This is a genomic window from Marivita lacus, from assembly GCF_014637725.1.
Classification (GTDB): Bacteria; Pseudomonadota; Alphaproteobacteria; order Rhodobacterales; family Rhodobacteraceae; genus Marivita; species Marivita lacus.
Genome location: NZ_BMFC01000003.1, coordinates 451,780 through 464,551, shown reverse-complemented (window position 1 = coordinate 464,551; position 12,772 = coordinate 451,780). Strand labels below are relative to the sequence as shown.

At 64.4% G+C, this 12,772-nt stretch carries 11 protein-coding genes; 1 reads left to right on the top strand and 10 read right to left on the bottom strand.

Annotation, left to right across the window (positions count from 1 at the left end; genetic code table 11):
- Window positions 1-342: 342 nt before the first annotated feature.
- From IEV82_RS09845 to bcoG, 7 genes are all read right to left on the bottom strand, one after another.
- A complete protein-coding gene (locus tag IEV82_RS09845; protein WP_188481835.1) occupies window positions 343-1,128 on the bottom strand; it encodes a carnitinyl-CoA dehydratase in 786 nt (261 codons plus the stop codon).
- Window positions 1,125-3,131 carry an acetate--CoA ligase family protein gene (locus tag IEV82_RS09840; protein WP_188481834.1) on the bottom strand — a complete coding sequence of 669 codons (2,007 nt, stop codon included), beginning with the start codon at window positions 3,129-3,131 and terminating at the stop codon, window positions 1,125-1,127. The genes IEV82_RS09845 and IEV82_RS09840 overlap by 4 nt, the downstream gene beginning before the upstream one ends.
- 93 nt (window positions 3,132-3,224) lie before the next feature.
- On the bottom strand, window positions 3,225-4,385 hold the full coding sequence (locus IEV82_RS09835; RefSeq protein WP_188481833.1) for an acyl-CoA dehydrogenase family protein: 1,161 nt from the start codon (window positions 4,383-4,385) through the stop codon (window positions 3,225-3,227).
- Window positions 4,382-5,797 (bottom strand): carnitine 3-dehydrogenase, encoded by a 1,416-nt coding sequence (locus IEV82_RS09830; RefSeq protein WP_188481832.1) that lies wholly within the window; start codon window positions 5,795-5,797, stop codon window positions 4,382-4,384. Before IEV82_RS09830 ends, IEV82_RS09835 begins: the two co-directional genes overlap by 4 nt.
- Window positions 5,794-6,555 (bottom strand): SDR family oxidoreductase, encoded by a 762-nt coding sequence (locus IEV82_RS09825; protein ID WP_188481831.1) that lies wholly within the window; start codon window positions 6,553-6,555, stop codon window positions 5,794-5,796. Before IEV82_RS09825 ends, IEV82_RS09830 begins: the two co-directional genes overlap by 4 nt.
- Window positions 6,552-7,175: an SGNH/GDSL hydrolase family protein gene (locus tag IEV82_RS09820; RefSeq protein ID WP_188481830.1), complete on the bottom strand. Its 624-nt coding sequence runs from the start codon at window positions 7,173-7,175 to the stop codon at window positions 6,552-6,554. The genes IEV82_RS09825 and IEV82_RS09820 overlap by 4 nt, the downstream gene beginning before the upstream one ends.
- 3 nt (window positions 7,176-7,178) lie before the next feature.
- Entirely contained in the window at window positions 7,179-8,093 is a 915-nt protein-coding gene (gene bcoG, locus IEV82_RS09815) for a 3-dehydrocarnitine:acetyl-CoA trimethylamine transferase BcoG (protein ID WP_188481829.1), read from the bottom strand.
- A 171-nt stretch (window positions 8,094-8,264) separates the two neighbouring features.
- Here bcoG and IEV82_RS09810 point away from each other — a divergent pair, with 171 nt between their 5' ends.
- On the top strand, window positions 8,265-8,477 hold the full coding sequence (locus tag IEV82_RS09810) for a hypothetical protein (protein WP_188481828.1): 213 nt from the start codon (window positions 8,265-8,267) through the stop codon (window positions 8,475-8,477).
- Between the two features lie 36 nt (window positions 8,478-8,513).
- Here IEV82_RS09810 and IEV82_RS09805 read toward each other — a convergent pair whose 3' ends face one another.
- From IEV82_RS09805 to IEV82_RS09795, 3 genes are all read right to left on the bottom strand, one after another.
- Window positions 8,514-9,269, bottom strand: coding sequence for an RlmE family RNA methyltransferase (locus IEV82_RS09805; RefSeq protein ID WP_188481827.1), 756 nt, complete (start codon window positions 9,267-9,269; stop codon window positions 8,514-8,516).
- Between the two features lie 287 nt (window positions 9,270-9,556).
- The gene (locus IEV82_RS09800) at window positions 9,557-10,345 is read right to left on the bottom strand and encodes an FAD binding domain-containing protein (RefSeq protein WP_188481826.1); all 789 of its coding nucleotides are present in this window, start codon (window positions 10,343-10,345) and stop codon (window positions 9,557-9,559) included.
- A gap of 14 nt (window positions 10,346-10,359) precedes the next feature.
- The gene (locus IEV82_RS09795; protein ID WP_188481825.1) at window positions 10,360-12,735 is read right to left on the bottom strand and encodes a xanthine dehydrogenase family protein molybdopterin-binding subunit; all 2,376 of its coding nucleotides are present in this window, start codon (window positions 12,733-12,735) and stop codon (window positions 10,360-10,362) included.
- Between the last annotated feature and the right edge of the window lie 37 nt (window positions 12,736-12,772).

The window sequence follows — 12,772 nt, the reverse complement described above, 5'->3', positions numbered from 1 at the left end:
TAACTAACCGGCGCGCCGCCCTCATTTACCCCTGAATTATCCACCTTCCAGACCAACCGAACCTCAGCCCGTCAACCCTTCCAATGCCCCCGCGTCCGCCTCAGCAGCGCCGGTGAAGGGGGTTCTACGGTTAGTCACCAAACTCCGCAAGCGAAAAAAACATGAAACTCCGAATTTCGTCATATTTCCGTCATGTCATTGTTTTTGAATGTCTTTTTAGGAAGATATTTCCCAAGACGGGTCTGGAACCCCCTCTCAAAGCATGTCCTGAAACGCAGTCACGGCATTATCCACAGGCTTACCCACACCTGCCCCTGCGTCACCTGCAAGACCCGGTGCGAGTCACCGCCCCTTCCAGACCGGATCGCGCTTTTCGGCAAAGGCGCGGGCGCCCTCGATCTGGTCTTCCGACGCATAAAGCACATCCACCGTCGCCAATTGGCGCTTGGTGATGCGGTTCATCATGTCCTGGAACGAGGCGTCTTCAGCCCGGCGCACGATGTCCTTGATCGCTGCATAAACCAACGGCGGGCCCGACGCCAAAAGAGCCGCCATCTTGCGCGCCTCTTCCATCAGGACGGCGGCGGGATAAACGTGGTTGACGAAGCCCCAGCGCGCCGCCTCTTCGACATCGAGCCAGCGTCCGGTCAGCAGCATCTCCATCGCGATGTGGTAGGGGATGCGCTTGGGCAGCTTCACCGAGGCCGCATCCGCAACGGTGCCCGACCGGATTTCGGGCAGCGCGAAACTCGCGTGATCGGCTGACAGGATGATATCCGCGCTCAGTGCCAGTTCCAGACCTCCACCGCAGCAAATGCCATTCACGGCCGCGATCACCGGCTTGTTGAGGTCGCGAAGTTCCTGCAGCCCGCCAAAACCGCCCACGCCGTAATCGCCATCGACTGCATCGCCATCCGCTGCCGCCTTGAGATCCCACCCCGGACAGAAGAACTTGTCCCCTGCCCCGGTGAGGATGGCGACGCGCAGGTCCGGGTCATCGCGGAACTCCCGGAACACCTCACCCATCGCGCGACTGGTTTGCAGATCAATGGCGTTCGCCTTGGGCCGGTTCAGAACCACTTCGAGCACGTGACCATCCCGTGTCAGGTGTAAAGGGCTGTCCATCATTGCTTCTCCCGGATCAGCGCATCCGCCACCACCGCGCGGGTCGGGGTGAGGATGAGCGGGTTGATCTCAATTTCGGCCACGCGACCGGCTTGTGCAACCACGTAGTCCTGCACCATCAGAACGGCTGCGATCAGGGCCGCCCGATTGCCCGCAGGTTTCCCCCGGTACCCGTCCAGCAGCGGCGCGATGCGCAGGCTGTCCAGCGCGGCGGCGATCTCGGATTCAGTGACGGGAACGAGCAGATGGCAGGTGTCCTGCCACAGCTCGGTCAGAACGCCCCCTGCCCCGAGAGTCAGAACGTAGCCATGGGCCGGATCGGCGACGATGCCCAGCAGCACCTCGGCGCAGCCGTCGGTGATCATCTCTTCTATATGGAAGCGGTCGCAGCCCATGGCGGTGGCCGCGTCGATCACCTCCGCTACGCTCTGCAACCCCAGCACGACACCTCCACTGTCGGATTTATGCGCGAGCCCCCGCGCCTTGAGCACCACGGGCAGCAACGGTTGCGCCGCTTGCCCGGCCTCCTCCGGGCTGGTCGCCACGGCATGGAGCGGCACGTCGAGACCGCAGCGCGCCAGAATGGCCTTCGCCTCGGCCTCGTCACGCATCACGGTTTCGATATGCGGCAGCGGCAGCGGGATCGGACGGTCTGCGTCACTCGGAAGGCGCGGGCAGTAAAGCACCGCCAGTGCATCGAGCGCAGCGTCCAACCCGTGCATCGGCAGGATACCGGCCTGCATCAGACGCGCTGCCATATCCTCGGGCAGTGACTCGGACAGCGAGGAGAGGAGCGCGATGGGCTTGTCGGTTTGCTGGCGTGCCATCATCGCGGCCAACTCCACGCAATCCCACGCGTCGGTCTGGCACCGGTCCGGGCGCGGGAAATCGACCACGATCACGGTCAGTGCTGCCGGCCCGGACGCCATGATCGCATAGACCTCCGCCATCCTCGGCGCGTCGTTCCAGATGAAGGTGTGGTAGTCGAGCGGATTGGCGCGGGTGACCAGCGGGCCAAGCACTGTCTCGAGCGCGGTGTCCTGTGCTTCGGTCAAGGGCGCAAAGGTCAGTCCCCGCGCATCGCCACCATCCGCCATCAGGCTTGCCTCTCCGCCAGAACAGGACAGCGACGCGATGGGACCGGGGGCAACAGAGCCGTAAAGATGTGCGTGCTTGAGCGTTTCGATCAACGCGTCCAGCGACCTGACCCGCAGGATACCCAACCGGTCGAACAGCGCGCTGGCCCCGGCATCGGACCCGGCCAAGGATGCTGTGTGCGACAGAGCGGCGGTCTGCGCCGCCTCGGATCGACCGGATTTCAGCGCGATCACCGGTTTGCCGAGGCCGTGGGCTTCTTGCATCAGGGCCTGCAGCGCGGCGATGTCGCCGACCCCTTCGATATGCAGGCCAAGCGCCGTGATCCTCGGGTCGCGAACCAGGTGCCGTGCAATCTCGCTCAGCCCGGTCTGCGCCTGATTGCCCGCCGTGCCAAGAAAGGCGATGGGCAGCCCGCGCCTCTGCATCGACAGGTTCAGCGCGATATTCGAACTTTGGGTCAGGATCGCCACGCCCTTGGGCACCGGTATCAGGCCGTGCACGTCCGGCCAGAGCGCGACCGCGTCCAGCGCGTTGACAAAGCCGTAGCAATTCGGCCCGATTAGGGCCATCTCCCCGGCGGCATCCAGCAGGGCGGCGTTCAACACGTCCCCGTCGCGGGTTTCGGCAAAGCCGCTGGCAAAGCAGACAGCCCCACCTGCCCCTTTGGCCGACAGGTCGCGCAGGCAGTCGATGGTTGCGCTGCGGTTGACGCCAATGAAACAGGCATCGGGTGCAGCGGGTAGATCCGCGATGCTGCGAAACGCAGAGTCTGCGGTCGGATGAATGTGCCAGACCGGACCGGCAAAGCCGATCCGCGCCAGCGACGCAATCACCGACCGGCACCACGCGCCGCCGCCGATCACCGCGACCGAGGACGGTCGGAACAGACGGTTGAGGCTGCCCGTCACGATGCGTCAACGCATCGGGGCGTTTCCGTGGGCGGAAACGGCTGGGGCTCTGCCCCAGACCCCGAGGTATTTTTCAACCAGAGAAGCCGCATGTCACGCGCCCAGGGGCCGCAGCAGATCGCGACTGATGATGTGGCGCTGGATTTCCGATGTGCCGTCCCAGATCCGTTCGACCCGCGCATCACGCCAGAAGCGCTCGATGGGATAGTCGTCCATCAGGCCCATGCCGCCATGGATCTGCAGTGTCGCATCGGTGACGCGGGCGAGCATTTCGCTGGCATAGAGTTTCGCGCTCGCGATCTCGCGGTTTGCGGGCAGGCCCTGATCAAGCCGCCACGCGGCGCTGAGCGTCAGCCAGTCAGCGGCGTCGATCTCGGTGATCATGTCGGCGATCTGGAAGCTGACGCCTTGAAACTTGCCGATCTGCTGGCCGAACTGCTTGCGGGTGGCGGCGTAGCTCAGGGCATGGTCGAACACGCGCCGCGCGCGGCCAACGCTCATTGTGGCGACGGTGATGCGGGTGGCGTAGAGCCAGGTGTTCATCACCGCAAACCCGCCATCGACCTCACCCAGAACCTGCGCATCGCTCAGGCGGCACTCATCGAAGTCGAGGATGCAGTTCTTGTAGCCGCGGTGGCTGACCGACCTGTAGCCGTCGCGCACGGTAAAGCCGGGATGGCCACGATCCACCAGAAAACAGGTGATGCGTTTCTTTGGCCCCTTCGGGGTCTCATCAACGCCGGTCGCCACAAAGACGATGAAGAAATCCGCATGATCGGCTCCCGAGATGAAATGCTTGGTGCCGTTGACCACCCAGTCGCCGCCCTGCCGCCGGGCGGTGCAGGCCATGCCGCGCACGTCCGATCCCGCCTCGGGTTCGGTCATGGCGAGCGCGTCCATGCGGTCACCGCGCACTGCTGGCAGCAGGTAGCGGTCGCGCTGGTCGCCCTCGCACGCCATCAGAATGTTCTGCGGCCGGCCGAAGAAATGCGTGAGCGCCATCGACCCGCGCCCCAACTCGCGCTCGACAAGCGCGAAGTCGAGATGCGACAGGCCAGCGCCGCCCACGTCTTCGGGGAAGTTGCAGGCGTAGAATCCCAGATCGATCACCTTGCGCTTGATCTCCTGTGCCACCTCGGCTGGGACCTCACCCGTGCGTTCGACCTGTGACTCGTGTGGGTAGATCTCGCGTTCAACGAAATCGCGCACGGTGGAGACGATCATCTCCTGTTCATCGCTCAGGCCGAAATTCATGCGGTCACCTCTGCATGGGCCGCCGCGAGACGGTCCAGCGCCGCGGCCACATGCGGCAGGGGCGGACATGACCGGCGGGTTTCGAGCGACACGTGCAGGAGAAACTGGTCACAGGTCGCGAGCAACGCGTCATCGGCCGCGCGGTGCATCTGGTGCCAGAGCTTGAGCTTCTTGCCCGCCCCCAGTGCCACGCGGGTGGTGACGCGGATGTCCTCTCCGGCGTGGGTCTCGGCGAGATACCTGATGCTGGTCTCTGCGGTGAAATAGCTGTGTCCGGCCGCGATGTACTCCCGGTCCGCGCCGATATGGATCATCAACTCTTCCGAGGCATCGCTGAACAGCTGCCCGTAGCGGCCTTCGTTCATGTGCCCGTTGATGTCGGTCCAATCGACGGGCACCACGCGGCGCACAGTCACCAGCGGGATCTCGTCGCCCAGAGACGCACGCAGAGAATTGTCGTGATCTAGGATCAGCTTGCCCGCCGCAGCGCCCTGCTGTTTCAGCGCCCGCAGGATGGCAACGAGGTTGTTGTCGCGCAACCGTTCCAGATCGCGAATGCCCATATGGCCGGATTGCGCATCCGACTGCCCCGCGATCAGGTCCACCAGTTCATCCGTGAACTCTGGAACATCGGTGAGCTTGGTCCACGGCCATTGCAGGCAGGGCCCGAACTGCGCCATGAAGTGCCGCATGCCCGCCTCCCCACCCGCGACGCGGTAGGTCTCGAAAAGACCCATCTGTGCCCATCGCAGGCCGAAGCCGTAGCGGATCGCGTTGTCGATCTCTTCGGTCGTTGCAATGCCGTCCTTGACCAGCCAGAGCGCCTCGCGCCAAACGGCTTCCAGAAAACGGTCAGCGATGTGGGCGTCGATCTCGGCGCGCACATGCAGGGGGTACATGCCGATCGCGGTCAGGATCTCCTTGGCGCGCGTCACTATGGCGGCGTCTGACGCAGCACTCGGCACCAGTTCGATCAGCGGCAGAAGGTAGACCGGGTTGAACGGGTGCGCGACCATGATCTGGCCGGAACGCGCCGCGCCCTGCTGCAATTCCGACGGCTTGAACCCCGAGGTCGAAGAGGCCAGAACCGCGTCGGGCGAACAGGCCGCCTGTATCTCGGCAATGACCCTGTGCTTGATGTCGAGCCGTTCCGGCACGCTTTCCTGTATCCAGTCGGCACCTGCGACAGCCTCGGCCACGGTGCCGACATAGGTGATCGCGCCCCGTGTCGGCATCGGTGCCTCGTAGAGCATCGGGAGCACCCGCGCTGCGTTGGCCATCACCTCGCCGATCTTGCGCTCGGCTTCTGGGTCGGGATCGAAAATCCGAACCTCCCATCTCATGAGCGCAAACCGCGCGGCCCAACCGCCGCCAATCACGCCACCGCCGATGATCGCTGCACTGCCTGTCATGGTACAAGTGTCTCCGTATGTCCGTCGATGGCCAGGATCTGGCCGGAAATTCTCTTTGCCTGCGGAGAGGCGAGCCACGACACCGTGTCCGCCACATCCTCTGCCGTGACCCATGTGCGCAGGGACACGCCCTTGACGTAAAGCGCGCGCACCTCGTCCTCGGTCTTGCCCGAGGCGGCGGCTTCCATCGCGACGACACGGTCCATCCGGTCGCCCTCGACCGCGCCGGGGCAGATCGCGTTGACCCGGACGCCCGACGGTCCAAGCTCCATCGCGAGGGTCTTGGTCAATCCGACGATGCCCCATTTCGCCGTCGCATAAGGCGAGCGCAGCGGATAGCCGAACTGCCCGGCGGTCGAAGACGTCACTACGATCAACCCCTGCCCCGCTGCCCGCATGACCCGCGCCGCCCAACGACACGTCAGAAAGGTGCCGGACAGGTTCACCTCGATGCAGCGGTTCCAATCGGCCAGAGACAGGTCTTCGATCCGTCCCGCAGGACCACCTGTCCCAGCGTTGGCGCAGACCACATCGACAGCAGGCCATGTGACTTCGATCCTGTCGAAGAAGGCCTGCATCTGCGCCTCGACCGTCACATCGGCTGCCTCTGCGATATGGCCGGGATGGATGTCTGCAAACGCGGCAACGGCGTCCGGGTCGGCGTCACAGATCGCGACGCGGTCGCCTTCGGTGATGAACCGCTCCGCCATCGCGCGGCCAAGCCCGGAGGCGCCGCCGGTGATGACCACATGCCTCACAACCGCGCGCCCACGGCATCGGCCATTGCGGCCCCCAAAGCATGATGCGCGCGGGCGTCCCAATGCACCCCGTCCTGCGGCGACGGCGAAGCCACTGACCCGGCATCGAAAAAGCCGCAGCTCTGACGCTCTGCCGCAGCCTTTACATGATCTGCGAGGCCTTGCTGGCGGGCCTGGGCCCCGGCGAACACATCCTTGAGAATGCCCGATTCCAACACCGGTGCGGGTGCGACAAGCAGAATGTCCTTCACCACGTTTTCAGCGCGCGCTACCAGCACGAGGCGTTCCAGAGACCGCGCGATTTCGAACGCGGTGACCGAGAAGCGGTGCTTGAGGTCATTGGTCCCCAGCATCAGGATCATCAGGTCGATCGGCGTGTGGCTGTGCAGGATCGCGGGCAAGACCGTCAGCCCGTTGCGCATGCCGCCTTCGACCGGATCGTCATGCACGGTGGTGCGCCCCGGCAAGCCTTCGGACAGCACGGTGCGATCCGGCCCCAGCGCCTTGGCCATCACGTCGGGCCAGCGGTCCCCCGGCGCATGGCGTGCGAATTTCCCCAATTGTTCCAACGGCAAGGTACCGTGGGTGTTGCTGTCACCGTAACACAGGATCACTGCCATCGCTCAGCCTCTGGGCGCTTGCTTGGTCAGACCCAGCTTGGTCCGAACCTCGGCGGGAGTCATGATCCGTGCGCCCATGCCCTCGATGATCCCGACGGCGCGTTCGACCAGTTGCGCATTGGTGGCGAGCACACCCTTTTTCAGCCAGAGGTTGTCTTCGAGGCCCACCCGCACATGGCCACCCGCCAGCACGGCCGCAGCGACATAGGCCATCTGGTTTCGACCCAGGGAGAACGCGCTGAAAGTCCAATGATCGGGCACGTTATTCACCATTGCCATCAAGGTGTTGAGGTCGTTCGGCGCGCCCCAGGGCACCCCCATGCACAGCTGTACCAAGGCGGGATCTTCAAGGATGCCCTCTTTCACCAACTCCTTGGCAAACCACAGATGCCCGGTGTCGAAGGCCTCGATCTCTGGCTTCACGCCGAGCTCGGTCATCATCCGGCCCATGGCGCGGAGCATGCCGGGGGTGTTCGTCATGACGTAATCGGCTTCGGCGAAATTCATCGTGCCGCAATCGAGCGTGCAAATCTCGGGCAGGCAGTCCGCGATATGGGCAACACGCTCTGTCGCGCCAGCCATATCGGTGCCCTGGGCATTCACCGGCAGCGGATTTTCGGCAGATCCGAAGGTGATATCGCCGCCCATTCCGGCAGTGAGGTTCAGCACCACGTCCACCTCGGCATCGCGGATGCGGTCCGTAACCTCTCGGTAATATTCGACTTTCCGAGAGGGCGCGCCACTTTCCGGGTCTCGGACATGGCAATGAACGATGGCCGCACCCGCCCTGGCGGCGGCGATGGCGCTGTCGGCGATCTGTTTGGGGGATCTGGGGACGTGGGGGCTGCGGTCCTGGGTGCCGCCGGATCCGGTGACGGCGCAGGTGATGAAGACCTCCTGGGTCATGGCAAGCGGCATGTCTGTCCTCCCTCGGCTTTGAGCAGAGACTGCGGGGGAATGCGTCGCGCTGCAATGGGGATTGCGACATGGCGTGCCGGTTTTCGCTCCAATGCTGCCACAAATCGGACCAAAAAACACCGGAATTTCAACGGATAAGCCGCGCACTGCCATATCGCCTGGGGAGGCATCATGCGACATTATCCGGACCTGCAGACCGCAGGTCACACCGATCCGCGTCGGGCCAAGCTGTTCGAACTGCACCGGCAGGAGCAGGTTCAGACCGGCTCCGGACGTGCCTATGCGGGGCCTGAGATGCAGCGGCCGGACATCGCCCTGACGCTGCGGGAGCGCGCGAACCGGTCGTTTCGTACGCCCGAACCGTACAAGTCATCCGTACGATAGACGCCCTTTTGTACGGTTCAGCCGGACACCACGGGCCTAGTCGTCACTGTCCTCGACCAGCGCGCCGCGAAAGCCCGTTGCCACGACGAATTTCTCGGAACTGTCGGAGCGCGACGCCGGCGGCTTGACGTTCACCACCTTGTCGAAGCGCCGCTTGAGCAGCTTCTGCAACTCGCCCTCCGCGCCGCCTGCCAGCACCTTGGCCACGAAGGTGCCACCCTCGTCGAGCACGTCGAAGGCGAACTGCGCGGCGGTCTCGCAAAGATGGATGATGCGCATGTGGTCGGTCTGCTTGTGACCGGAACTGGACGCGGCCATGTCGGACATCACCACGTCAGCCGCCCCGCCCAGCCAGGCCTTGACCTGATCATCCGCGCCTTCGTCGAGGAAATCGAGCTGGTGGATCTCGGCCCCGGCGATCGGCTCGACCACCTGCAGGTCGATGCCCAGAACGGTGCCGATCTTCTTGCCGTGTCGTTCGCCAAGCGCGTTCACCCGTTTGACCGCGACCTGGCACCAGCCACCGGGGGCGCAGCCCAGATCCACCACCCGCGCACCGGGCACGAGAAAGCGGTATCTTTCATCCAGTTCGAGGATCTTGTAGGCGGCGCGGCCCCGGTAGCCCTCGGCCTGCGCGCGCTTGACGTAAGGATCGTTCAACTGCCGCTGCAACCAGCGCGTCGAGGACAGCTTGCGGCCCCGGGCGGATTTCACCTTGACCTTGAGGTCACGCTGTCCGCGCCCGGAGGTGTTCTTGCCGTCTGGGGTCTTGCCGGTCGGGGTCTTGGCCATGGGGGTGCCCTTCGTGATGGTTTGGCGGGCGGTGTAGCATGGGTTTGGGGGAAGGTCATGGGGGGATGAGGATGACGGTGCGTGCAAGCACGCACCCTACGTGTTTTGGTGCGATACGTGATGTCGGACGCCCTCCCCGACCGGAGTGCCGGGCTGAAGCCCGGCCTACTTGGGATGGCGGGCGGTTCCGTTGACGGAAATGCGAACATGCGTTGACGCATGTTCGCACCAGAAAAAAGCCCCGGTCGGGAAACCGGGGCTTGGAATTGGTCCGTGTCGGAGCCGGATCAGATCGCGGCGGCGACGGCCCGTTTGGTCATGACACCCACGAGATGGGCGCGGTAGGTGCCGGAGCCGTGCAGGTCAGAGATCATGCCGTCGCCGGAGACCGACAGGCCCTCCACCGCCTCGGGGGCGAAGTTGGAGGACAGCGCCTCTTCCGCCTCGGTCCAGCGGAACACACCCTCTTCGGAGGCGCCGGTGACCGCGACACGCACGCCGTCTGCGTATTTGGCGACGAACACACCGACCAGCGCAAAGCGCGAGGCGGGTTGTTCGAACTTCATGTAGCAGGATTTCTCGGGCACCGGGAAACGCACCTCGGTGACGATCTCACCCTCGTCGAGCGCGGTGGCGAACATGCCCTGGAAGTAGTCATCCGCCGCGATGGAGCGCGTGTTGGTGATGATGGTGGCACCCGAGCCAAGCGCCGCCGCCGGGTAGCAGGCCGACGGGTCGTTGTTGGCCAGGCTGCCGCCGATGGTGCCGCGATTGCGGACCGCCGGGTCGCCGATCTTGGCCGCAAGTGCCGCCAGACCCGGGTAGGACGTGGCCTCGCGGGCGACGGTGGCGTGGGTGGTCCCACCGCCGATGCAGAGCGCGCCGTCATCATTGGTGCAGACGCCCTTCATCTCCGCGATGCCCGACAGGCTGACCAGCACGGACGGGGCCGAGAGGCGCTGCTTGAGAGTCGGGATCAGGGTCTGACCGCCGCCCAGAGGCAGGGCTTCGTCGGTGGCAAGTGCCGCCACCGCGTCGGCGAGGGATGTGGGGCGTTGAATGTCAAAGCTATACATGTCCGAAGCCCTCCTTACTGGCTGTTCATTGCGGCCCAGACGCGCGAGGGCGTCACGGGCATGTCGATGTGCTTGACGTGGGTGTGTCCGCCGGAATGCAGCGCGTCGATCACCGCGTTCACCACCGTGGGAGGTGAGCCGATGGCCCCGGCCTCGCCGCAGCCTTTGACGCCGAGCGGGTTGTGCGTGCAGGGCGTCTGGCAGGAATGGTCGACCACGTAATGCGCCATGTGCGGGATGTCGTCCGCACGGGGCATGGCGTAATCCATGTAGGACGCGCTGAGCAGCTGGCCGTTTTCGTCGTAGGCGCAGTTTTCCAGAAGCGCCTGGCCAATGCCCTGGGCGATGCCGCCATGAACCTGGCCTTCGACGATCATCGGGTTGACCACGTTGCCGAAATCATCCGCCGAGACGAACTTTTCGATGGTGACCTTGCCGGTTTCCGGGTCAACCTCGACCTCGCAGGCATAGGCGCCCGCGGGGTAGGTGAAGTTCGCCGGATCGTAGAAGGCGGTTTCTTCAAGACCCGGTTCGATGTCCTCGAGCGGGTAGTTGTGCGGCACGTAGGCGGCCAGTGTCACGTCGCCCCAGGCGACCGACTTGTCGGTGCCCGCGACGCTGAACATGCCGTCCTTGAGCTCGATGTCGCTGTCGGAGGCTTCGAGAAGGTGGCCTGCGATCTTCTTGGCCTTGTTGATGATCTTCTCGGTGGCACGCACCATCGCGGATCCGCAGACCGCCAGCGAACGCGAGCCGTAGGTGCCCATGCCGAAGGGGATCTTGGACGTGTCGCCATGCACGATGTCGATCATCGACTCGTCGATGCCGAGCATTTCGGCCACAACCTGCGGGAACACGGTTTCATGTCCCTGCCCGTGGCTGTGTGCGCCGACCATCACGGAGATGGAGCCGGTGGCGTTCACACGGACGGTGGCCGCGTCATAGAGACCGGCACGGGCGCCCAGCTGACCCACGAGGTTCGACGGCGCGATGCCGCAGGCCTCGATGAAGCAGTTGATGCCGAGACCGCGCAGCTTGCCGTTTTTCTCGGATGCGGCGCGACGGGCTGCGAAGCCGGGGATGTCCATCAGCTCTTCCATCTTGGCCATCGTCGCTTCGTAGTCACCGGTGTCGTATTCGACGGCGACGGGCGTGGCGTAGGGGAATTGCGTGATGAAGTTCTGACGGCGCAGCGCGATCGGATCGACGCCCAGCTCGCGGGCGGCCATGTCGATGACGCGTTCCAGCTGGAACGTCGCTTCGGGGCGACCGGCACCGCGATAGGCGTCGACCGGCACGGTGTTGGTGAACACCGCCTTGACGTTCACCTGAACGGCGGGGGTCCGGTAGTTGCCCGCCATCAGCGTGCCGTGCAGCCATGTCGGCACCGAGGACGAGAAGGTCGACAGGTACGCGCCCATGTTGGCCTTGGTGTCGGTGCGGACAGCGGTGAAGTTGTTGTCCTTGTCCAGCGCCAATTCGATCTTGGTCACGTGGTCGCGGCCATGTGCATCGGACATGAAGGCCTCGGAGCGGGTCGAGGTCCATTTGACCGGGCGGTTGCAGGCCTTGGCGGCGAAGGTGCAGAACGCTTCTTCCGCGTAGTGGAAGATCTTGGTGCCGAAACCGCCACCCACATCGGGGGCGACAACGCGCAGCTTGTGCTCGGGGATGCCAAGCACGAAGGCACCCATCAACAGGCGGATGACGTGCGGGTTCTGGCTTGTGGTGTAGAGCGTGTAATCGCCTCCGGCGCGGGAATATTGCCCCACTGCGACGCGCGGCTCCATCGGGTTGGCGACGAGGCGGTTGTTCACCAGTTCCAGAGTCGTCACATGCGCCGCGTTCTTGAACGCCGCATCGGTGGTTTCCGTGTCGGTGCCGAACTGCCAGTCGTAGCAGAGGTTGTCGGACAGATCGTCATGCACCTTGGTGGCACCGGGTTCGAGCGCCTTGTTCATGTCGACGACGGCGGGCAGTTCCTCGATGTCCAGAACGATGGCCTCGGCGGCGGTGCGCGCTTGTTCGAGGCTGTCGGCGACAACGGCGGCAATGGGATCACCGACGTGACGGACCTTGCCTTGAGCGAGGACCGGGTGGGCCGGTTCCTTCATCACTTCGCCATGCTTGTCGGTCACCTGCCAGCCGCAGGGCAGACCGCCCACGCCTTCGAAATCCTTGCCGGTGAAGATGCGGACAACGCCCGGCATCGCTTCGGCGGCGCTGGTGTCGATTCCGTTGATCTTGCCATGCGCCAAATCGGAGCGCAGGAAATGCACATAGGCTTGGCCATGTACGTTGATGTCGTCGGTATAATTGCCGGCGCCGGTCAGAAAGCGGACGTCCTCACGCCGCTTCGGGCTTGCGCCAATGCCATGATCCTTCGGCATAGTGATATTCTCCTCCATGTTGCGAGGCGCTTATCAA

Excerpts from the sequence above, each read along its gene's own strand:
- IEV82_RS09835 (WP_188481833.1), bottom strand. The coding sequence starts at position 4,385 with ATGAATTTCGGCCTGAGCGATGAACAGGAGATGATCGTCTCCACCGTG.
- IEV82_RS09830 (WP_188481832.1), bottom strand. The coding sequence starts at position 5,797 with ATGACAGGCAGTGCAGCGATCATCGGCGGTGGCGTGATTGGCGGCGGT.
- IEV82_RS09800 (WP_188481826.1), bottom strand. The coding sequence starts at position 10,345 with ATGTATAGCTTTGACATTCAACGCCCCACATCCCTCGCCGACGCGGTG.
- IEV82_RS09805 (WP_188481827.1), bottom strand. The coding sequence starts at position 9,269 with ATGGCCAAGACCCCGACCGGCAAGACCCCAGACGGCAAGAACACCTCC.
- IEV82_RS09795 (WP_188481825.1), bottom strand. The coding sequence starts at position 12,735 with ATGCCGAAGGATCATGGCATTGGCGCAAGCCCGAAGCGGCGTGAGGAC.
- IEV82_RS09845 (WP_188481835.1), bottom strand. The coding sequence starts at position 1,128 with ATGATGGACAGCCCTTTACACCTGACACGGGATGGTCACGTGCTCGAA.
- IEV82_RS09820 (WP_188481830.1), bottom strand. The coding sequence starts at position 7,175 with ATGGCAGTGATCCTGTGTTACGGTGACAGCAACACCCACGGTACCTTG.
- bcoG (WP_188481829.1), bottom strand. The coding sequence starts at position 8,093 with ATGCCGCTTGCCATGACCCAGGAGGTCTTCATCACCTGCGCCGTCACC.
- IEV82_RS09810 (WP_188481828.1), top strand. The coding sequence starts at position 8,265 with ATGCGACATTATCCGGACCTGCAGACCGCAGGTCACACCGATCCGCGT.